This is a genomic window from Bradyrhizobium sp. 31Argb (genome assembly GCF_043638955.1).
Lineage (GTDB): Bacteria > Pseudomonadota > Alphaproteobacteria > Rhizobiales > Xanthobacteraceae > Bradyrhizobium.
Map to the genome: position 1 here is coordinate 31264 of NZ_JBEGDB010000030.1, position 17476 is coordinate 48739.

Annotated in this window: 22 protein-coding genes; 8 read left to right on the forward strand and 14 right to left on the reverse strand. The window is 65.0% G+C overall.

Annotated elements, in window-relative coordinates:
- Window positions 1–6: 6 nt before the first annotated feature.
- Window positions 7–669 (reverse strand): response regulator transcription factor, encoded by a 663-nt coding sequence (locus tag AAFX91_RS08610; protein ID WP_130582004.1) that lies wholly within the window; start codon window positions 667–669, stop codon window positions 7–9.
- The gene (locus tag AAFX91_RS08615) at window positions 666–2075 is read right to left on the reverse strand and encodes a sensor histidine kinase (protein ID WP_130582005.1); all 1410 of its coding nucleotides are present in this window, start codon (window positions 2073–2075) and stop codon (window positions 666–668) included. The genes AAFX91_RS08610 and AAFX91_RS08615 overlap by 4 nt, the downstream gene beginning before the upstream one ends.
- Before the next feature lie 213 nt (window positions 2076–2288).
- Between AAFX91_RS08615 and AAFX91_RS08620 the strand changes: the two genes are divergently transcribed.
- Window positions 2289–3266: a DUF2380 domain-containing protein gene (locus tag AAFX91_RS08620; protein ID WP_394566176.1), complete on the forward strand. Its 978-nt coding sequence runs from the start codon at window positions 2289–2291 to the stop codon at window positions 3264–3266.
- A 51-nt stretch (window positions 3267–3317) separates the two neighbouring features.
- Here the strand turns inward: AAFX91_RS08620 and AAFX91_RS08625 are convergent, their stop codons facing one another.
- Window positions 3318–3611: a GYD domain-containing protein gene (locus AAFX91_RS08625; RefSeq protein WP_130582007.1), complete on the reverse strand. Its 294-nt coding sequence runs from the start codon at window positions 3609–3611 to the stop codon at window positions 3318–3320.
- 156 nt (window positions 3612–3767) lie between these two features.
- Here AAFX91_RS08625 and AAFX91_RS08630 point away from each other — a divergent pair, with 156 nt between their 5' ends.
- A complete protein-coding gene (locus AAFX91_RS08630) occupies window positions 3768–4505 on the forward strand; it encodes an aspartate/glutamate racemase family protein (RefSeq protein WP_130582012.1) in 738 nt (245 codons plus the stop codon).
- A gap of 98 nt (window positions 4506–4603) precedes the next feature.
- Here AAFX91_RS08630 and AAFX91_RS08635 read toward each other — a convergent pair whose 3' ends face one another.
- Complete coding sequence (locus AAFX91_RS08635) at window positions 4604–5386, reverse strand: SDR family oxidoreductase (protein ID WP_394566177.1); 783 nt, start codon at window positions 5384–5386, stop codon at window positions 4604–4606.
- Between the two features lie 196 nt (window positions 5387–5582).
- On the opposite strand from AAFX91_RS08635, the gene AAFX91_RS08640 reads away from it, so the two are divergent.
- The 5 genes from AAFX91_RS08640 to AAFX91_RS08660 all read left to right on the forward strand — a co-directional run bounded on the left by AAFX91_RS08640 (window position 5583) and on the right by AAFX91_RS08660 (window position 9320).
- Window positions 5583–6410 carry a phytanoyl-CoA dioxygenase family protein gene (locus AAFX91_RS08640; RefSeq protein WP_394566178.1) on the forward strand — a complete coding sequence of 276 codons (828 nt, stop codon included), beginning with the start codon at window positions 5583–5585 and terminating at the stop codon, window positions 6408–6410.
- Between the two features lie 28 nt (window positions 6411–6438).
- Window positions 6439–7071 carry an acetoacetate decarboxylase family protein gene (locus AAFX91_RS08645; protein WP_394566179.1) on the forward strand — a complete coding sequence of 211 codons (633 nt, stop codon included), beginning with the start codon at window positions 6439–6441 and terminating at the stop codon, window positions 7069–7071.
- A 32-nt stretch (window positions 7072–7103) separates the two neighbouring features.
- Complete coding sequence (locus AAFX91_RS08650; RefSeq protein WP_394566180.1) at window positions 7104–7244, forward strand: hypothetical protein; 141 nt, start codon at window positions 7104–7106, stop codon at window positions 7242–7244.
- Between the two features lie 91 nt (window positions 7245–7335).
- Entirely contained in the window at window positions 7336–8577 is a 1242-nt protein-coding gene (locus tag AAFX91_RS08655; protein WP_394566193.1) for an ABC transporter substrate-binding protein, read from the forward strand.
- On the forward strand, window positions 8574–9320 hold the full coding sequence (locus tag AAFX91_RS08660; RefSeq protein ID WP_394566181.1) for an SDR family NAD(P)-dependent oxidoreductase: 747 nt from the start codon (window positions 8574–8576) through the stop codon (window positions 9318–9320). The genes AAFX91_RS08655 and AAFX91_RS08660 overlap by 4 nt, the downstream gene beginning before the upstream one ends.
- 195 nt (window positions 9321–9515) lie before the next feature.
- Here AAFX91_RS08660 and AAFX91_RS08665 read toward each other — a convergent pair whose 3' ends face one another.
- The 8 genes from AAFX91_RS08665 to AAFX91_RS08700 all read right to left on the reverse strand — a co-directional run bounded on the left by AAFX91_RS08665 (window position 9516) and on the right by AAFX91_RS08700 (window position 13778).
- On the reverse strand, window positions 9516–10286 hold the full coding sequence (locus AAFX91_RS08665; RefSeq protein WP_394566182.1) for an IclR family transcriptional regulator: 771 nt from the start codon (window positions 10284–10286) through the stop codon (window positions 9516–9518).
- 204 nt (window positions 10287–10490) lie between these two features.
- Window positions 10491–10697 carry a hypothetical protein gene (locus AAFX91_RS08670; RefSeq protein WP_394566183.1) on the reverse strand — a complete coding sequence of 69 codons (207 nt, stop codon included), beginning with the start codon at window positions 10695–10697 and terminating at the stop codon, window positions 10491–10493.
- Between the two features lie 81 nt (window positions 10698–10778).
- Window positions 10779–10904, reverse strand: coding sequence for a hypothetical protein (locus AAFX91_RS08675; RefSeq protein ID WP_282531786.1), 126 nt, complete (start codon window positions 10902–10904; stop codon window positions 10779–10781).
- A gap of 75 nt (window positions 10905–10979) precedes the next feature.
- On the reverse strand, window positions 10980–11510 hold the full coding sequence (locus AAFX91_RS08680; RefSeq protein ID WP_394566184.1) for a molecular chaperone: 531 nt from the start codon (window positions 11508–11510) through the stop codon (window positions 10980–10982).
- 117 nt (window positions 11511–11627) lie between these two features.
- Window positions 11628–12272: a DUF3306 domain-containing protein gene (locus tag AAFX91_RS08685; protein ID WP_394566185.1), complete on the reverse strand. Its 645-nt coding sequence runs from the start codon at window positions 12270–12272 to the stop codon at window positions 11628–11630.
- A 20-nt stretch (window positions 12273–12292) separates the two neighbouring features.
- A complete protein-coding gene (locus AAFX91_RS08690) occupies window positions 12293–12769 on the reverse strand; it encodes a DUF3305 domain-containing protein (RefSeq protein ID WP_394566186.1) in 477 nt (158 codons plus the stop codon).
- The gene (locus tag AAFX91_RS08695; protein WP_394566187.1) at window positions 12766–12936 is read right to left on the reverse strand and encodes a hypothetical protein; all 171 of its coding nucleotides are present in this window, start codon (window positions 12934–12936) and stop codon (window positions 12766–12768) included. Before AAFX91_RS08695 ends, AAFX91_RS08690 begins: the two co-directional genes overlap by 4 nt.
- A gap of 71 nt (window positions 12937–13007) precedes the next feature.
- Entirely contained in the window at window positions 13008–13778 is a 771-nt protein-coding gene (locus AAFX91_RS08700; protein ID WP_394566188.1) for a DUF6352 family protein, read from the reverse strand.
- A gap of 173 nt (window positions 13779–13951) precedes the next feature.
- On the opposite strand from AAFX91_RS08700, the gene AAFX91_RS08705 reads away from it, so the two are divergent.
- Window positions 13952–15946, forward strand: a complete 1995-nt coding sequence (locus tag AAFX91_RS08705) for a 4Fe-4S binding protein (RefSeq protein WP_394566189.1) — start codon at window positions 13952–13954, stop codon at window positions 15944–15946.
- A gap of 4 nt (window positions 15947–15950) precedes the next feature.
- On the opposite strand, the gene AAFX91_RS08710 is transcribed toward AAFX91_RS08705, so the two are convergent.
- The gene (locus AAFX91_RS08710) at window positions 15951–16955 is read right to left on the reverse strand and encodes a formate dehydrogenase subunit gamma (RefSeq protein WP_394566190.1); all 1005 of its coding nucleotides are present in this window, start codon (window positions 16953–16955) and stop codon (window positions 15951–15953) included.
- A 55-nt stretch (window positions 16956–17010) separates the two neighbouring features.
- Window positions 17011–17476, reverse strand: a 466-nt coding sequence (locus AAFX91_RS08715) for a 4Fe-4S dicluster domain-containing protein (protein ID WP_394566191.1), incomplete at its 5' end; no start/stop codon positions are given.

Below are 17476 nucleotides of genomic sequence, written 5' to 3' on the forward strand. Positions count from 1 at the left end.
CTCCCCTCACGCCTCCCCAAGATCGATCTGCGTCAATATCCCCTGCCGCAGCGCCAGCCGGACCAGTTCGATATCCGAGCCGACGCCGAGCTTGTCCTTGATCAGGGAGTGCAGGTTCGCCACCGTCTTGGGACTGATGTGAAGCGCCTCGGCGATCTCCTCGGTCGTCCTCTCGGCAAGTAGCATGCGCAGCACTTCGAACTCGCGCGCGGAGAGGACATCCGCGACGGCGGCCTCGCCGGCAAGCCGGCTGAGCGCGAGTTCATGGTCGATATCGGGACTGATGGCGATCTTTCCGGCCAGAACATCCATCACAGCGTGCACGAGCGTCTCGGGCGGGCTTGTCTTGGTGACATAGCCGCGGGCGCCGGCACGGATTGCCTGCACCGCAAAGGCCGCGTTCTGGTGCATCGTGAACACGAGGATCCTGGCGCGCTTGTCCCATTGCCTGATGCGCCTGATCGCCTCGATGCCGCCGATGCCGGGCATGCTCAGATCCATGATGACCAGGTCGGGCTCGGTGGCCTTGAACAGCCGATAGGCCTCGGCGCCATCGGAGGCTTCAGCAACGACGCGCAATCCCGGCTGCTTCTGCAGCACCGAGCGATAGCCCTCGCGAACGACGGCGTGATCGTCGACCAGCATGATGGCTCGGCCGCTGCCATTCATGCCGCGTACTCCAGGGCGACGCCGTGCTGGCGAGACGGCGCGACGGGAATAACGACGCGCAAGGCAAAGCCACCGTTTTGCCCGGCCTCGAAGCTCAGCCGCCCTCCCAATGCCGCGACGCGTTCACGCATCCCGAGCAAACCCATTCCGGATTTCACGGCTGGATCGCTGAGCCGGCCGTCATCCTCGATGTCGAGCTCGATTGCGGCGTCGTCCGAGGGAGCCTCGGCTTCACGCATCCCCAGTCGCAGCACGACCCGCGTTGCGCCTGCATGCTTGGCCGCGTTGGTGAGCGCCTCCTGCACGATGCGGTAGAGATTGGCGCTGACCGCCGCGGGCAAATTCTCGAACGTGCCGGAAAAGGCGATCTTGAAGCGGGGCCGTCCCCGGCTGCGCCCGTTCCAGCCGGCGACCAGACCTTCCAGGCTTGCGGCCAGGCCAAGTTCCTCGACGTCGGGCGGACGCAATCTGAACAGCGCGCCGCGCAGCGTCTCCATCATGTCGGTCGCAATCCGCGCAATGCCGTCGCATTCGGCGAGCATGGCAGGACAATCCTGTCCCGCTGTATGACGAGCCGATGCCGCCAGCGCGCGGATCGCGGTGAGCGACTGCCCGAATTCATCGTGCAGCTCCCGCGCCAGATGCCGGCGCTCCTCGTCCTGCAGCGCGATCAGCCTGCGGGTCAATTCACTGCGCTCGGCCAGCGCCGTGCCGAGGCTTTCCGCGAGGTGATTGAACACGTCGCGGATGGTCGAAAGCTCGGCAAGATCGAAGGGCGGCAGGCGCGCCGTGAGGTCGCCTGCGGCGATCCGCTCAAGACCGCTCAGGATCAACCGCGTTGGCCGAAGTGCGCGTGCAAGGGCCGCATAGACCAGAGCGCACAATAACGGCAGCGCGATCGCAAGCACGGTCATCAGACGGCCCGCTTCGTGCCAGGCCTCGGCCGTGAGCACGGCTGGATCAACCCAGACGACGGCTTCGCCGACGATGGCGCCGCGAGAAATCACAGGTCGCGTGGCCTCGCGACCGGGATCAAACAGGCTGCGATAGAACGTTGCGAAAATTTGTGGCGGCGCGCTGTTCTCGTTCGGCGCACCACCGCAGAATCGCTGCCGGATATCGCCATCGCTTGCGCGAAAGGCGAGACAGAGTCCGGGCGTTATGACCGCAGTCGCGACATTGTCGAGGTCGGGAAATCCTGACCGCGGATTATTCACCCACTGGAGCTTGTTTTGTTGCAGCTCCAGCGTCTTTGCCGCGACTTCGGCGATCGCATTGATCCTGGCGCGCACGGACCTATCGGCATCGATGAGGAAATAGGCCGAGATGGCGGCAAAGCAGAGGGCCGATACGGCCGCAACGCGCAGCGTCAACCGTACCTTCAGATCGCTCCTGTGGTTCCACATCTTGCGGATACCCCTCGCGGATGATTTTGGACTCCCGGTCTGCGAGCGGGAGCCATACATTTAACGGCAGAATGCAAGCGGCGCAAAGCGTTGCCCGCAACCCGAAAATGACGTCGTGAAATTTTCCCGGCTCTCGTCGGGAGGCGCTCAGCTTCGGCGGCAGACCTGGTCGGCATAGCCTTCAGGCCCACATGATCGCTGAAAGGTCCGCCGATGCGCCGATACTCTCTTGATTTGCTGACCGTCACTGTGCTTGGGCTCTTGCTGGGTTTCGGTTCCGCCAGTGCCGATAGCGGCGCGCCCGCAGCGCGGACCCTGGGCGTCACGATTGAAGACTTCGGCTATCTCGACACCTCGGGCGAGCCCATCGATCAGACAGCCGCCCATCTAGGGCGCCTGCAAACGTTCATGGCCGCGCTGAGACGCGACGTCGAGGCGGACGGGCACTACCGCCTCGTCCCGCCCTCGACCGACGATCGGGCAACGTCCGCCGAGCGCATGCGGGCTGCCGCGCAAGGCGGCGCCAATGTCCTGATCACCGGCGCGGTGCAGAAGATGAGCACCCTGGTCCAGTTTGCAAGCGCGGCGGTCGTCGACGACGATACCAAGCGGATCCTGTTCGAAAGGCGCTACACGTTTCGGGGCGACAATGACGAGGCGTGGAATCGTGCCGAGACCTTCCTGTCCCGCGACATCCGCGCGGCGCTGGCGGCGCAGCTAGCCGCATCTCCGGCGGTTGCGTCGACGCCGATCGCGCTTGCGGTGTTCGACTTCGAACTGGAAGATACCACCGCCGCCGCTCAGGCAAGCGGCGTCGCGGCTTCGGATGCCGCACAATTGGCCGATGTCACCAACGGCGTGCGCGAGCTGTTCGCGCAATCGGGCCGCTTCCGCATGATCGAGACCAGCGGCACGAACGCGGAAGCGGTCAAGGCACACACGCTGCGCGACTGCGGCGGCTGCGAGGCCGGCATCGCCACAAAGCTCGGCGCGGACCAATCGCTGATCGGCGTGGTGCGGCGGGTCAGCCGCACCGAATACACGATCGGATTTCAGGTCCGCGACTCCAGGACCGGCGCCATCGTTTCGCGGGCCGACAGCGGGCTTCGCATGGGCGCCGACTACTCCTGGCGGCGGGGCGCCGTGCGCCTCGTCAAGGACCATCTGTTCGAGAACCGAGCTCAGCAGTAAGCCGGCGCGCGGTACCCACCTTTGATGACGGCACCGACCTGGATGCAATCGTCAGAGCATGTTGCCGACGATCTTGGTCATCTCGGCTGCCGAATACGCCCGCAGCGTTTCGCTGCGAACATTGCCGAGCGCGCCGAGGCTCAGGCTGAGCGACATGGCCGACGACTCATCCGGCGCTTCGATGAAGGTCACGACGTCATATCGGCCCTGGGTCCAGACGATCTCCTTCACCTTCACGCCGAACGTCTTGGCCATTTCCTTGAAAGCTTCCGCTCGCTTGGGCGACTCCTTGGCGTTGCGGATTCCCTGATCGGTGAACTTCGTCAGCACGACATAAGTTACCATGGCCGTCCTCCTCGGGTTAGGACCTTGTGCAACTTGGCATGAGGAAGTCGCGCCGAGCATGCCACAGCGGCACCGGCACAGCCACAGGCTCCTTGAGGAAGGTCATGGGACGTGACCATTTTTGCCAGGCAGCTTCAACCGGGCTACGATGGCGCCATGGCACCGACACGAATCCTGATCGTCAATCCGAACACCACCGTCACGATGACCGAGACCATCGCCGCCGCGGCGCGCGCGGTGGCATCTCCGGGCACTGAGATTGCGGCCGTCACCTCGGCGATGGGGCCGGTCTCGATCGAAGGGTATTACGACGAGGCTTTCGCGGTCCCCGGCCTGATCCAGGCGCTGTTGAGCACAAAGGACGCCGACGCCGGCATCATCGCCTGCTTCGACGACACCGGATTGGATGCGGCGCGATCGGCGGCACCATTCCCGGTGGTCGGCATTTGCGAGGCGGCGCTGGTCACTGCCGGCCAGCTCGCAAAGCGCATCGCGGTCGTCACCACGACGCCGCGCTCGGTCGTGCCGCTGCAAGAGCTGGTGCGTCGCTATGGATTTGCCGAACGGGTCTCGGTGACGGCATGCAATGTCGCGGTGCTCGATCTGGAGAAACCGGGCTCGGGCGCGGAGGAAAAGCTCTGCGCCGAGATCGAGCGGGCGCTGGAAAAGGGCGCGGAAGCGATCGTGCTGGGCTGCGCCGGCATGGCCGATCTTTCGGCCGCGCTGTCGCAGAACTTCGGTGTGCCGGTCATTGATGGCGTCGCCGCCGCAGTGAAGCAGGCCGAGGCGCTGGTCGGCCTGAAGCTCACGACCTCGCGCCGTGGCGCCTACGCGTTTCCAGGCGCGAAGGGCTATACGGGCCTGCTCAAACAATTCGCGCCGAAGACTGTGTGAGCCCGTCATTGCGAGGAGCGACAGCGACGAAGCAATCCATATCTCCGCAAGCGGCACCATGGATTGCTTCGCTTCGCTCGCAATGACGGAAAGAGTGTTTATGCTGACGACGGTGCGCCGTAGATCCGGTCACGCAGGCGGCGCATGCCGGCGAGCCAGCGGTCGCGATTGGATGCTTTCCGCTCCATGTATTCCTGCACCTGCGGGTGCGACAGGATCAGGAAACGCTCCTCCGCCATCGCCTCGATCACGATGCGCGCGACTTCGGCCGGCTGCATCACGCCATCGACCCGCGCCGCGCTCGGGCCCGGCGTGGTCATGCCAGTCTGCACCGACTGCGGGCACAGCACGGAAACGCGGATGCCGCGGTCGCCATACTGGATGGCAAGATGCTCGGCGAGCGCGACGGCGGCATTCTTGGTCACGCCATACGGCATCGAGTTCAGCGAAGCGAGGAGACCCGCGGCGGACGCCGTGTTGAGGAGATAGCCGGAGCCGCGCGCGAGCATGCCGGGCACCAGCGCCCGCGCCGCGAACACATGGCTCATCACATGCACGCGCCAGCTCACGTCCCAGTCGGCGTCGGAGGCCGTCTCCTGTCCCTTGCGCGACAGCCCGGCATTGGAGAAGAAGACGTCGACCGGGCCATATTTGGCTTCCGCCGCCGCGACCAGCGCCTTGATGTCCTCTTCCAGCCCGACGTCGGCGGTCACCGCTAGCCCATCGATGTCGCCGGCGACGCTCGCAAGCCGCTCGCGCGTGGTCTTGAGATCGGCGACGACGACACCGCGGGCGCCAGCCTCGGCATAGGCCCGCGCCACCGCTTCGCCGATACCACCAGCCGCTCCGGTGACGACGCAGACCTTGTCTTTCACTTGCACGACGGAGCACTCCGTTTTTCGGTTTGACTCTATCTTTTCGCCGCCCGGCGGCACTGGCAACCGCTTTCTGGACGGCGCCTCTAGGCCCGATTCGGACGCAATCTGGACCCGCGGAACCGCTCACCCCGGCTTGACTCGGGTTTGAAATCTGATTTCATATATGCAAATAAGAAGTCATATATAAAATGAGGAAACCATGGCCCTCCTGCCCGAAGCTGCGATCAACCACTACCGCGAGCACGGCTATTACGCGCCGATCAGGGTCATGTCGGCAGCCGAGGCCGAAGGCATTCGCAGGAAACTGGAGGCGCATGAGGCCGCGCACGGCCTGCTGAAGGGATCGATGCGGCACAAGAGCCATCTGCTGTTCACCTGGCTCGATGGCCTGATCCGCCATCCGGCCATTCTCGACGCGGTCGAGAGCGTGATCGGCCCCGACATCCTCTGCTGGAGTTCCACCTTCTTCATTAAGGAAGCCCGCGACCCCGGCTTCGTCTCCTGGCACCAGGACTCGACCTATTGGGGGCTCGACCCCGCCGATATCGTCACCGCATGGGTCGCGCTCTCCGAGAGCACCGCCGAGAATGGGGCCATGCGCGTCATTCCCGACACCCAGACACTGGAGCAGGTCGCCCACCGCGACACCTTTGCCGCAGACAACCTGCTGACCCGCGGGCAGGAGATCGCGGTCGACGTCGATGAGAGCAAGGCCGTGATGCTGCAGCTTCAGCCCGGCGAGATGTCGCTGCACCACGTCCGCCTGATCCATGGCAGCGACCCGAACCCGTCGGCGAAGCGCCGGATCGGCTTTGCCATCCGCTATCTGCCGACCCATGTGCGGCAAATTGTGGGAACGAACGACAGCGCCACGCTGGTGCGCGGCCTCGACCGCTACAGCAATTTCGCGCCGGAATATGCTCCGGAGAGCGACCTGTCCGACGCCGCGATTGCCTTCCACGCCCACGTCATGGGCGACCAGCAGAAGGTCTTGATGCGGAACACGCAAGCGAGCGCCATGCGATGAGCATGCCGCCGAAGGAGAGCAAGCCCAGATGACCGACCTGATGACCGACCCCAACGATCCCCGGCGCCGCATGTTCGGCGATTACCGGTTGAAGCCGAACAGCGGGGTCAATCCACCCTACTCGCCGGCCTATCCCGTGGAGTGGGGCTGCACCTTGCGGACGGTCGAGATCATGACGCGCGTCGAGCCGGGCAAGGTGTCGAGCCTGCTTGCGGATACCCCGTTCGAGATCGCGAGCGACCGCGTCGCCTTCCGCTTCATGGTGTCGCCGGGCCATTCGCTGGCGGTGCATGCCGGGCAGATGTTCGATCTGATGATCACCGTTCCCGTGCGCTACAAGGGCCTGTTCACCGAGACGCATATCTTCATGTATTGCAGCGACCCGATGGGAATCTGCGCCGGCCGTGAGGTCTTCGGCTACACCAAGAAGGATGCGCACTACACCTTCCATGAGCAGGCGGACGGCTCGATCAACGGATCGGTCAGGCGGCGCGGCATTGCGCTGGCCGATTTTTCCTTCACGCCCGATCCAACGGCGCGGTCATCCGCATCGTCGACGGCAACGAACTGCCCGCCGGCGAGATCCATGTCCGCCGCCTGCCGCATCCGGAGCGACTGGAGACGGCCTATGCCGATATCGCCTATCGCCGCACGCCGCTGAAGTATTCGGCGCCGCTACCGGGCCGCGCCAGGATGACGCTGCACTCAAGCGAATACGACCCGATCGCGGATCTCGCGCCGGAAATCCTGGGGGCGCAATTCATGGTGTCCGAGGTCTATGGCGGCGGTTTCGAGGTCGAAGACCGGCGACTGATCGAGCGCCTGATTCCGTGAACGACAACATCGACCCGCGCGCTAAGCACGCGCGGGCATAAACATCCGTGCGAGAGCGTGGGCCACATAAGGGAGGGTTTTGGATATGAATATGATAAAGCGTTTTTCGTTGAATCGCCGCCGGCTGCTGGCCGGCCTCGGCGGCATGGCATTGGGCATCACGAGCTTTGGTGCACAGGCGCAAGAGCCCGGGCCGCTTCGGCTCGGCGTGCTCACGGATATGTCGAGCCTTTATGCCGACGTCACCGGGCCCGGATCGCTGCTGGCGGCGAAGATGGCGGTCGAGGATTTTCAGGTCTCGCCGCACAAGATGACCAGGCCGATCGAAGTCATCAGCGGCGATCACATGAACAAGGCCGATCTCGCCGCCAACATCGCGCGCGAATGGATCGACCGCAACAATGTCGAGGCCATCATCGACGCGCCGAATTCCTCGGTGGCGCTGGCGGTGCGCAACGTCGTGCAGCAGAACAACAAGACGCTCTTGGTGTCGGGCGCGTCCTCGTCCGATCTCACCGGCAAATCATGTTCGCCAAACCTCGTGCACTGGACCTACGACACCTACGCGCTGTCATCGGGCGCCGCGCGGGCCGTCGTCGCCAGCGGCGGCAAGACCTGGTTCACGCTGACCGCCGACTATGCGTTCGGGCACGCGATGGAGGCGGACGTCAAGAACGTCGTGCAGAAGCTCGGCGGCAAGGTCGTCGGCGGCGTACGCACGCCGATCAACAGCCAGGATTTCTCCTCCTTCCTGCTGCAGGCGCAGGGCTCGAAGGCGGAGGTGATCGCCCTGATCAATGCCGGCGGCGACACCATCAATTCGATCAAGCAATCGGTCGAGTTCGGCATCCCGCAGGGCGGCCAACGCGTGGTCGCGACCGTGCTCTATCTCAGCGACGTGCATTCGCTGGGGCTGAAGACGGCGCAGGGCCTGCAGTTCACCGAATCCTTCTACTGGGATCTCAATGACGATACCCGCGCCTGGTCCAAGCGCTTCGCGCCGCGCAACGGCGGCCGCTATCCGACTGCGCTGCAGGCCGGGGTCTATGCCGCTACGCTGCATTACCTCAAAGCCGTCGACGCGCTCGGAGCCTCCGGCGACGGCAAAGCGGTGGTGCAGGAGATGAAGAAGCTGCCGACCGACGATCCCCTGTTCGGCAAGGGCAGCGTTCGCGCCGATGGCCGCAAACTGCACAACATGTATCTGTTCGAGGTCAAGAAGCCGGAAGAGTCGAAATATCCCTGGGACTATTACAAGCTGATCAAGACCATTCCGCCGAGCGAAGCGTGGCGACCGCTGGAGGAAGGCGGCTGCGACTTCCTGAAATCATGAGCAGCGAAGTAGCGCTCGTCACCGGCGGCGGTGGCGACATCGGCAGGGCAATCGCGCTCGCGCTGGCCCGGACCAGCCGGGCCGTCGCGATCGTCGATATCGATGAAGCGGCGGCCGCGGCGACGGCGCGCTTCGTTGAAGCGGCGGGCGCCGAGGCGCTGGCCATCCGCGCCGATGTCTCGAGCGCGGCGGAGACCGCGGCCTTTGTCGAAACGATCGAGCAGAAGCTTGGTCCGATCGGCATCTTCGCCAACAACGCCGGCATCGAGGGCGTGGTCGCGCCGCTGCACGAATACCCTGACGATACGTTCGACCGGCTGTTGCAGGTCAATGTGAAGGGCGTCTTCCTCGGTCTCAAATACGTGCTGGCGAAGATGAGGCCGCGCGGCCAGGGCGCGATCGTCAACACCGCATCGACCTCGGCGATCCGTGGCCGTGCGGGGCTCGCCGGCTACGTGACATCCAAGCATGCGGTGCTCGGCCTGACCCGCACCGCCGCGCTGGAGGTGACGGGAACGAAGATCAGGATCAACGCGATCCTGCCCGGCCCGATCGAGTCGCGCATGATCCAGGAGCTCGAGGACCAGGCGCGCGAGCGGTCCGTCGCGCCACGGCGAAGCGGCGGTGCGCCATATGGGAAGCCGGAGAATATCGCTGAAGTCGTCACGTTTCTCGCGTCCGACGCCGCCGCGCATGTCAACGGCGCGGCCTGGGTCGTCGACGCCGGGATGACGGTGGGCTAGCGCTGGACGAGATCGGGTTTCGAAGGCCCATCCGCAAACTCGCTCCACCTCTGCCACTTGCGGGGGAGGTCGACGCGCAGCGCCGGGTGGGGGCTCTCTCCCCACAATCGAACAGCGTGAACCGCGGAGATACCCCCACCCCGGCCCTCCCCCGCGAGCGGGAGAGGGAGCGCAGCTCCATTGTGGCTGCTACTTCTACGGCACGCCGCCGATCTTCTCCGACACGATCTTCGCGGCGGCGCGCAACTCGGTGGCGATGCTGGCGGCTTCGCCGGCGGAGATGCGGCCCTCCCGCACCAGCGGCACGGTCAGCGCAGCGACCGCGCGGCCTGACGCTTCGACGATCGGGCAGCTATAGGCGAGGATACGCGTATAGCCGTCGTCGTTGGAGAAGTTGCCGCCCTCCTCCGAGATTCGATCCAGCGCCGCGAGCGCCTTCTTGCCGCTGATGCGATCATTGGCGGCGATGACCTCCGCGAGCTCCTGGCGCCGGCCCTCGAGCTGGAACGCCGCCAGCACCTTGGCCGACGCATATTGCTGGGTCAGCGGAAACACGGCGCCGACCTTGACCGACCAGCCCATCAGCCATTCCGGCTCGATCCGCGCGATCACCATGAACTGCTCGCCGTGCAGCACGGTGAGATGGCAGGACAACCGCACGCGGCCGGCAAGCTGCTCCATCACGGGCAGCGCGGCCTTCAATAGCCGCTCGGTCGGCGGGAATTGCGAGGCGATCCGGAACAGTTGCAGGGTCAGCGTGTATTCCCCCGTCGCCGGATCGCGCGTGACATAGCCGCGGCGCTCCAGCGCCACCAGCATGCGGAAGATCTCGCCGACGGAACGGCCGACCCGCTCGGCCAACTGCTTCTGGCTGAGACCGCGCGCCTCAGCCGACAGCGCTTCCAGAAGATCCAGCCCCTTTTCAAGGGCGGGAGCGCCCGGTTGCACATTCTTTGCCTTCTTCATCCGTGAAGCCTTGGGACATGCCAGCACATCATCTCCCCGCCGCAGGCGGCAAGGGAACGAAGCCTGGATGTACCTGATCACCCGCGCGACGAAAAGTTATCTGCGCGGTTGGCCCACGTGGACAACCTCCACGGCTGTGAATTGCCTCAACGATCCGCGGTGGACGCCAACTGGATGTGCTCGGGGATTCCGGCGACGAACGATCTATTTCGTCGGTGTCGGATAGACCAACGATTGATCGTCGATGTCCTGAGCGGGCAATTTCTCGACGCCGACCATCGCATGCAGCTGCGCCAGCGGCGGCATGGCCATAGCGGTCAATTCAATCGAACGCGAATGCGGCCGCCACAGCAAGGTTCCAATAACAATGACGACGGCAATGGCGATCACTGAAATCATTGAGCGGATCATAGGGTATCTCCCTCTCCACTCAAATGAGTCTGCGCTATCAGCCTGGGGTTCGAGACCCGCGCCGATTGCGGATCATCGCTGCTAAACCCTGGCGCTCGGCAACGCGAAGGCTGTCGTCGCCGATTCCTGCACGAAATTGTCGAGAATCACCGCCGCTCCAACTGCGACGACGACGGCGAACAGGCAGGCCAGGACGAACGCGCGCATCGTGTTTCTCCTCTTCACGTCATTTTGTACCACAGTTCTGCAGCGGATGAGTCGCGCCGCGGGCAAAAGCGGCGTTCAGGCGGAAAGTGCGAACGCCTCGGCTTCGATGTCGATGAAGGTGCGCCCGAGCGCCCCAACCGATGCATAGAAATCGGCCGATTGTGCCCGTTCCAGGTCGATGAAGAAGCGCCTGATCCAGGGCGAAAGATGCCGCTCGAAGAAGTCGCGGTCGGCGCCGTCGGGCGCGGCGATGCTGCCGCCAGCCAGACCCGCCATGATCTCGCAGAGGAATCCGGCGTGATCCTCCGGATCGCTCCGCCCCGGTGTCTTTTCGATGCCGAGACCATCAAGCGTTTCCCGCACCCGGACCAGCGGCCGCCCATACAGCGTCTCGGCGAGATAATGCGACGCAAAGGGCAGCAGCGCCCCCTCCCCCAGCCCGGCAAATAGCGCAAAGAATTCGCGCGACGCGCGCTCTTGATCGGTCCGCCGCGCCGCTTCGGCCAGCGCTATATGCACTATTCCGATCGGGCTGGCATCGCCACGCAGGGCGGCGAGACGGGAAAGAAGTTCGGCGTCCGGGCTGCGCGTCAGCAGGGTCGCCAATAGCGCGTATTCCTGCGCCCGTGCGCGGTCGATCTCATCGACAACGCGCCCGGCAGCGCCGTTTGAAATTGAATCCGTCATGGTTCGATCCCAAAAGACATGCCGCCTTGTCGATCGCTATCGCGGCAACGCGCTGCCATGACGCCGCTTTCGGGGAGAATCCTGCGCTTCCTCGACAGGCGCTTGCTCGCCCTGCGCGCCCAAGTCCGGCATTTCGTTCGACTGCGCAGCAGCACCAGCAAGCGACGGCCCGTCTGTCGCGGGCGGCGGATCGAGGACGGGCTCAGCGGAATCCGCCGTTTCGGGACTAACCGGACCAGCCGGCGACGTCGTATCCACAAGCGCATCCGGAATCTGCTCCAGCCGCCGCGAGACCTGCGCCAGAACATCGGCGGCGCTTTCCGTTGGATCGAGCGGGCCGAACCCCGGAATTGCGTTCGGATCGTTGAAGTCCCACTGGTTCTCCGCGATGCCGACGAAGTCGCGAATGGCGGGGTCGCTGGTCCAGGCCCGGCGCAACGCCGCGCGGGCCAATTCGGCCGGAACGCCGGCGCGCAGGAACGCGGTAATATCGGTATTGGCGGCGATCGATTCGATTGACGGCAGGCTGGCGAGGTCCAACGGCTCACCGCTCGCCGCGTCGGCCGCAGGCAACGCGGCCGCTTCTTCACTGTCGGTCGGAGAAGCCTCCGCATCCTGGCGCTCTTTCGCGGCCTGCTTCAGCCGCGCCCAGCGAAGGAAAACATTGTGCTCTTCAGCCACGGTCGGTTCTCTCTCATATCCTACGTTGGCGGCCCCCGCCGATCGCGCTGCCGCTTGATGAAGGGGCGCTCGACATGATGCGCGGCAACAAATCGCTCAACGATTTCAACGATACTTGCGGGCATCGGCACCGCGTCGACCAGATTGCTGCCGGCGTCGGTGAACGCCTCGCCTTCGGCCGGATCAGCGGTGACCGCGAGCAGTTCGTAAGGTGGCTCGGAGCCGGTCGGGCGCAGGTTGACCCATAGTGCGGGCGAGCCCGATGCGAGATTGTCGCGATAATTGGCGGTCTCGGTGCGGTGCAGTTCGATCACCGCCTCGCCAGCATAGAATAACGTCACCTCTCCTTCCCTATCGAGCGGCGTCCATGGGTCGGCCGACGGGTTTCCGGCCAAAACCGAAATCGGCCGCCACAGGAAGTCGGCCCAGGCACTCCTGCCCTTGCGCCGCTCGACCACAACTCCCACGGAAATGCGCTCCAGCGCCGTCGATATCAATTGACTGCCTCCGCATTCGCAATCGGCAAGCCGGTGATGAGGTTTTGCGGCTTCAACCGCAACACCCCGTCGGTGGTCATGGCGAGCAGCAGATGGACCGGCTCGCCCCTGACCTTTTCGATCATACAGGTGGGATCGCGGAACGTCAGCCGGAACAGGCCGACCAACTGGGCGTGCGAGCCGTCATCGAGATCATCGCCATGCCAGATCGCGTCGCCGATGCGCGTGGCATCGGAGCTCAGTCCGACATACCAGTTCCATGAGCCTCGCGCAGTTCCGCCACCGGCTCGACTTCGACCTCGATCGCCAGCAGGTGCAGAAGCCATCGGCCAATGACATCGCCAAGCGCGGCCAGACCGCGCCCGCCCGCGGCCAGATCGAGCGCCATGTCGAACCGGTCGCTGCGCTCCCAATAGCCGCCCGCCGTGGACTCGTTCAGCACGTCGACCTCGGTGGCGTCAGGCAACCCGAGCAGCGCCATCAGCGGCGACGCCGAATGCCGGCCGGTTACGGAGCCGCGTTCCTCGTCGACGGCGAGGACCGAGGCCCCTTCGATCATGAGCTTCTGCGGGCGGAAAAACATCTCGGCGGCGCGCAGCATGAAAGCATCGCGGCAATCATCCAACGCATTGCGCAGGATGACCTGCACCAACTGACCGACGAGGACCTGGGGAAAGGCAATATTGCGCCTGACGATCGCAAGATAGGCGGCCTCGAGGCTTCCGTGCTTCGCTAGGTGATCCCGCCAGGCGATCATCGTCTGCCAGTTCTCGCGCGCATCGGCGTCGGCGATCACCTCGATATGCCCGGCTGCGACCGACCGCCGCGGGTGACGCAGCAGCGCGCGATGCAGCTCCTGCTCCGCCGCGCAGGCGTCCGGTGGGGGCATCAGCTCGGGCCGCGCCAGATAGACCTTCAGGAAGTCGTCGGTGACCAGTAGCCGGTCATTTTCGTCGCGGTCGAGCAGATGATGGCCGCAAGCGAGCCAGAAATCACGCGGCGCGCTCATCGGGTGCTCCCTGCAAGTCCGCCATACCGGCATCGTATTTTGCCGCAGAGCCAGTATATACTTTCCACAAACTCCCGGCCAGTTTTGCCGGGCGTACCGCACAGCCACAAGAGTTCGTGACCGCAATGGCTGATTCTGCGCGAAGCGTTCTGGTCTGCTCGTGCGAGGGCACGATGCCACTCGACGGCGATGCTATGCGTCGCGGCTGCCATCATGAAATGACGACGGCAACGCAGCTCTGCCGCGTCGAACTCGATCGCTTCCGAGCCATCGCCGCTGAAGACGGCCCGCTCACGGTCGCCTGCACCCAGGAAGCGGCACTGTTTTCCGATGTGGCTGAGGAAAGCGGCCGCACGCAATCCATAGAATTCGCCAACATCCGCGAGACCGCCGGCTGGTCCAATGACGCCGCGCGCGCGGGACCGAAAATGGCGGCGCTGCTTGCGGCGGCGGCCGAGACTGCACCGCCGGCGCCATCGGTTGAGCTCGAAAGCGGCGGCGTCATCCTGATCTGCGGCCGCGATGAGACCGCGATCGAAGCCGGCAATCTGCTCAAGGACCATCTCGACGTCACTGTTCTGATCGAACCGCCCGCCGCCGTCGCGCCGCCGCGCAATGACGAATTCCCGGTGGCGAAGGGAAAGGTGACCGCGGCGCGCGGCCATCTCGGCGCGTTCGAGGTTACGGTCGACGATTTCGCCGAAGCCGCGCCCTCGTCGCGTAGCACGCTGCTGTTCGGCCCTTCCCGCAACAATGCGCGATCGAACTGCGACATCATCCTCGACCTGACCGGCGGCGCGCCATTGTTCCCGGCTGCGGATTTGCGCGACGGCTATCTCCGCGCCGATCCCGCTTCCCCCGCGGCGATGCTGCAGGCCGTGCTCAAGGCACGCGATCTCGTCGGCACTTTCGAGAAGCCGCGCTATGTCACGTTCGACGCCAAGCTGTGCGCGCATTCGCGCTCGGGACGCATCGGCTGCACCCGCTGCCTCGATCTCTGCCCTGCAGGCGCAATCACGCCGGCTGGCGATCATGTCGCGGTCGATCCGAACATCTGCGCCGGTTGCGGCCAATGCGCGGCGGCCTGCCCGACCGGCGCCGCGTCCTACGCGCTGCCGCCGGCAGATGCGCTGATGCGCAAATTGCGCGCGCTGCTGATCGCCTATCGCGAAGCCGGCGGCGAACAGGCGATCGTGCTGGTGCATGACGACGCACACGGCGCGCCGCTGATCGACGCGCTGGCGCGGTTCGATGATGGGCTGCCGGCCAACATGCTGCCCTTCGCAGTCAACGAGGTCACGCAGATCGGGCTCGAGAGCATCGCTGCCGCCTTCGCCTATGGCGCGTCCGCGATGCGCTTCCTGCTGCGGACAAAACCGCGCCATGACGTCGCGGGCCTGACGCGGACGATGGCGATCGCCGATCCGATCCTGGCCGGGCTCGGCTTCGGCACGGAGAGGATCGCCACCATCGAGACCGACGATCCGGACACGCTGCTCGAGACATTGCGCGCAATCCCGTCATTATCATCGGCGCCGCGCCCGGCGAGTTTCCGGGCCACGGGAAAGAAACGCGACGTGCTGCGTTTTGCGCTCGGCGAATTGCATCGCGCCGCGCCAGCGCCTGTCGATATCATCGCGCTGCCCGTGGGCGCACCGTTCGGCGCCGTGGAAGTCGATGCGTCCGGCTGCACGCTGTGCCTGTCCTGCGTATCGGCCTGCCCGACCAGCGCGTTGCGCGACGATCCCGAGCGGCCGGTGCTGCGTTTCGTGGAGGATGCCTGCGTCCAGTGCGGCCTGTGCAAGTCGACCTGTCCGGAGCACGTGATCACGCTAGTGCCGAGGCTTGATTTCGACGCGGCACGAGCCCCTGCCCGCATCCTCAAGGAGGAAGAGCCGTTCTCGTGCATCCGCTGCGGCAAGCCGTTCGGCGTCAAGAGCACGATCGAGCGCGTGGTCGCCAAGCTCGAAGGCAAGCACTGGATGTACAAGGATTCGCCGCGCAAGCTCGACGTCATCAAGATGTGCGACGATTGCCGCGTCAACTTCGTCGCCGAACAGGGCTTTGAATCCTACGGCGTGGCGAGCCCGACCGTCCGCACCACCGACGACTATCTGCGCGAGCGCGACGCGCAACCGCCTCGCGGCGGCAATCGCGACCGAAAATGAGCAGCTATTCCGCCGGCGTCGCCGTGGGGTCGGCGCGCCCCTCGCCCGCCAGCTTCTTGGCGAGCCACTGGTCGTGATGTTCCTTGGCCCAATTGAGGTCGACCTCGCCGGTGCCCATCGCTTCGAACGCGCCCTCCATCCCGACCGTGCCGATATAGATGTGGCCGAGGATCAGGGCGATGAACAGGATGGCCGTCACGGCGTGCACCACCTGCGCGAGCTGCATGCCGAGGATATCGGTCCCATAAAACGGAAACAGCAGCAGGAATCCCGAGGCTGACACGGCAATGCCCGCCGCAATCGATAGCCAGAACACCATTTTCTCGCCGAAATTGAAGCGGCCCGACGGCGCGTGTCTGTTCTTGATGAAGCCGCCGCCCTGCTTGAGCCAGTCGATATCCACCTTCTCCAGGAGATTGTCCCTAAGGAAGATCACCAAGATCAGGACGAGGCCTGCCACGAACGCGAAGCTCGTGAAGTTGTGTACGTATTTGGCGGCCTGCGAGATGGCGGCGAACGTGTCCGGCCCGACGAGCGGCAGCAGCACGGCCTTGCCGAAGGTGATGTTCAGCCCGGTCAGTCCGAGGATCACGAAGGACGCTGCCGTCAGCCAGTGCGCGAAGCGCTCGAACGCCTTGAAGCGAACCACTTTCTGGCCCGAGCGCCCGGCTGAGATCGGGAGCCGCCCGAGGATCAGATAGGCGATCGCCAGCAACGCCACCGTGCCGAGGATCACAATCGCACCGCCCCAGCGCAGCAGAACCTGGTGGAAATAGTCCCAGGTCCGTCCCGCCGGCTGGATCAGCACGCCGGCCTTGGTGTCGGGAATGTCGATGCGGCCGGTGATGCGCGGCACCTGCTGCAGCAATTCGCGTTGGCTGGTGACGCTCGCGGTCGGGTTGGGCGCGCCGTCAGGACCGAACTTCTGCGCGAGCGCAGGCGCCGCCACGGCGACCGCAAGCAGCGCCAGGACCAAGGTCGCCAGACGAAAGCGTGCGAGAAACGTCATGACCGTTACCCTGTTCTCATCCCGCGTTCATCGCAGGCCGTATGAGCCTATCCGCTCAGACCCCGACGTCGTTGTGATAGGCCGTGGTCCAGCCCCAGGCGCCGGAACCATAGCCCCGCTTGCGCACCCGCTCACCGTAGATCTGCGCGATGATGTCGCCGTCGCCGGCGAGCAGCGACTTGGTCGAGCACATCTCCGCGCACATCGGCAACTTGCCCTCGCCGAACCGGTTCGAGCCGTATTTGGCGAATTCCGCGGCGCTGCCCGGCGCCTCCGGTCCGCCGCCGCCGGCGCAATAGGTGCATTTGTCCATCTTGCCGCGCGAGCCGAAATTGCCGACTTGCGGATATTGCGGCGCACCGAACGGGCAGGCGTAGAAGCAATAGCCGCAACCGATGCACTGGTCCTTGTTGTGCAGGACGATTCCGTCCTCGGTCGGGAAGATGCAGTTCACCGGACAGACCGCCGCGCAGGGCGGGTCCGTGCAATGCATGCAGGCCATCGAGACCGAACGCTCGCCA

Bases quoted from the DNA above. Each gene is read 5' to 3' on its own strand.
- AAFX91_RS08620 (WP_394566176.1), top strand. From the start codon at position 2,289: ATGCGCCGATACTCTCTTGATTTGCTGACCGTCACTGTGCTTGGGCTC.
- AAFX91_RS08710 (WP_394566190.1), bottom strand. From the start codon at position 16,955: ATGACGTTTCTCGCACGCTTTCGTCTGGCGACCTTGGTCCTGGCGCTG.
- AAFX91_RS08675 (WP_282531786.1), bottom strand. From the start codon at position 10,904: ATGCGCGCGTTCGTCCTGGCCTGCCTGTTCGCCGTCGTCGTCGCAGTT.
- AAFX91_RS08630 (WP_130582012.1), top strand. From the start codon at position 3,768: ATGGCACCGACACGAATCCTGATCGTCAATCCGAACACCACCGTCACG.
- AAFX91_RS08625 (WP_130582007.1), bottom strand. From the start codon at position 3,611: ATGGTAACTTATGTCGTGCTGACGAAGTTCACCGATCAGGGAATCCGC.
- AAFX91_RS08640 (WP_394566178.1), top strand. From the start codon at position 5,583: ATGGCCCTCCTGCCCGAAGCTGCGATCAACCACTACCGCGAGCACGGC.
- AAFX91_RS08705 (WP_394566189.1), top strand. From the start codon at position 13,952: ATGCCACTCGACGGCGATGCTATGCGTCGCGGCTGCCATCATGAAATG.
- AAFX91_RS08615 (WP_130582005.1), bottom strand. From the start codon at position 2,075: ATGTGGAACCACAGGAGCGATCTGAAGGTACGGTTGACGCTGCGCGTT.
- AAFX91_RS08650 (WP_394566180.1), top strand. From the start codon at position 7,104: ATGACGCTGCACTCAAGCGAATACGACCCGATCGCGGATCTCGCGCCG.
- AAFX91_RS08610 (WP_130582004.1), bottom strand. From the start codon at position 669: ATGAATGGCAGCGGCCGAGCCATCATGCTGGTCGACGATCACGCCGTC.
- AAFX91_RS08655 (WP_394566193.1), top strand. From the start codon at position 7,336: ATGATAAAGCGTTTTTCGTTGAATCGCCGCCGGCTGCTGGCCGGCCTC.
- AAFX91_RS08665 (WP_394566182.1), bottom strand. From the start codon at position 10,286: ATGAAGAAGGCAAAGAATGTGCAACCGGGCGCTCCCGCCCTTGAAAAG.
- AAFX91_RS08700 (WP_394566188.1), bottom strand. From the start codon at position 13,778: ATGAGCGCGCCGCGTGATTTCTGGCTCGCTTGCGGCCATCATCTGCTC.
- AAFX91_RS08660 (WP_394566181.1), top strand. From the start codon at position 8,574: ATGAGCAGCGAAGTAGCGCTCGTCACCGGCGGCGGTGGCGACATCGGC.
- AAFX91_RS08645 (WP_394566179.1), top strand. From the start codon at position 6,439: ATGACCGACCTGATGACCGACCCCAACGATCCCCGGCGCCGCATGTTC.
- AAFX91_RS08670 (WP_394566183.1), bottom strand. From the start codon at position 10,697: ATGATCCGCTCAATGATTTCAGTGATCGCCATTGCCGTCGTCATTGTT.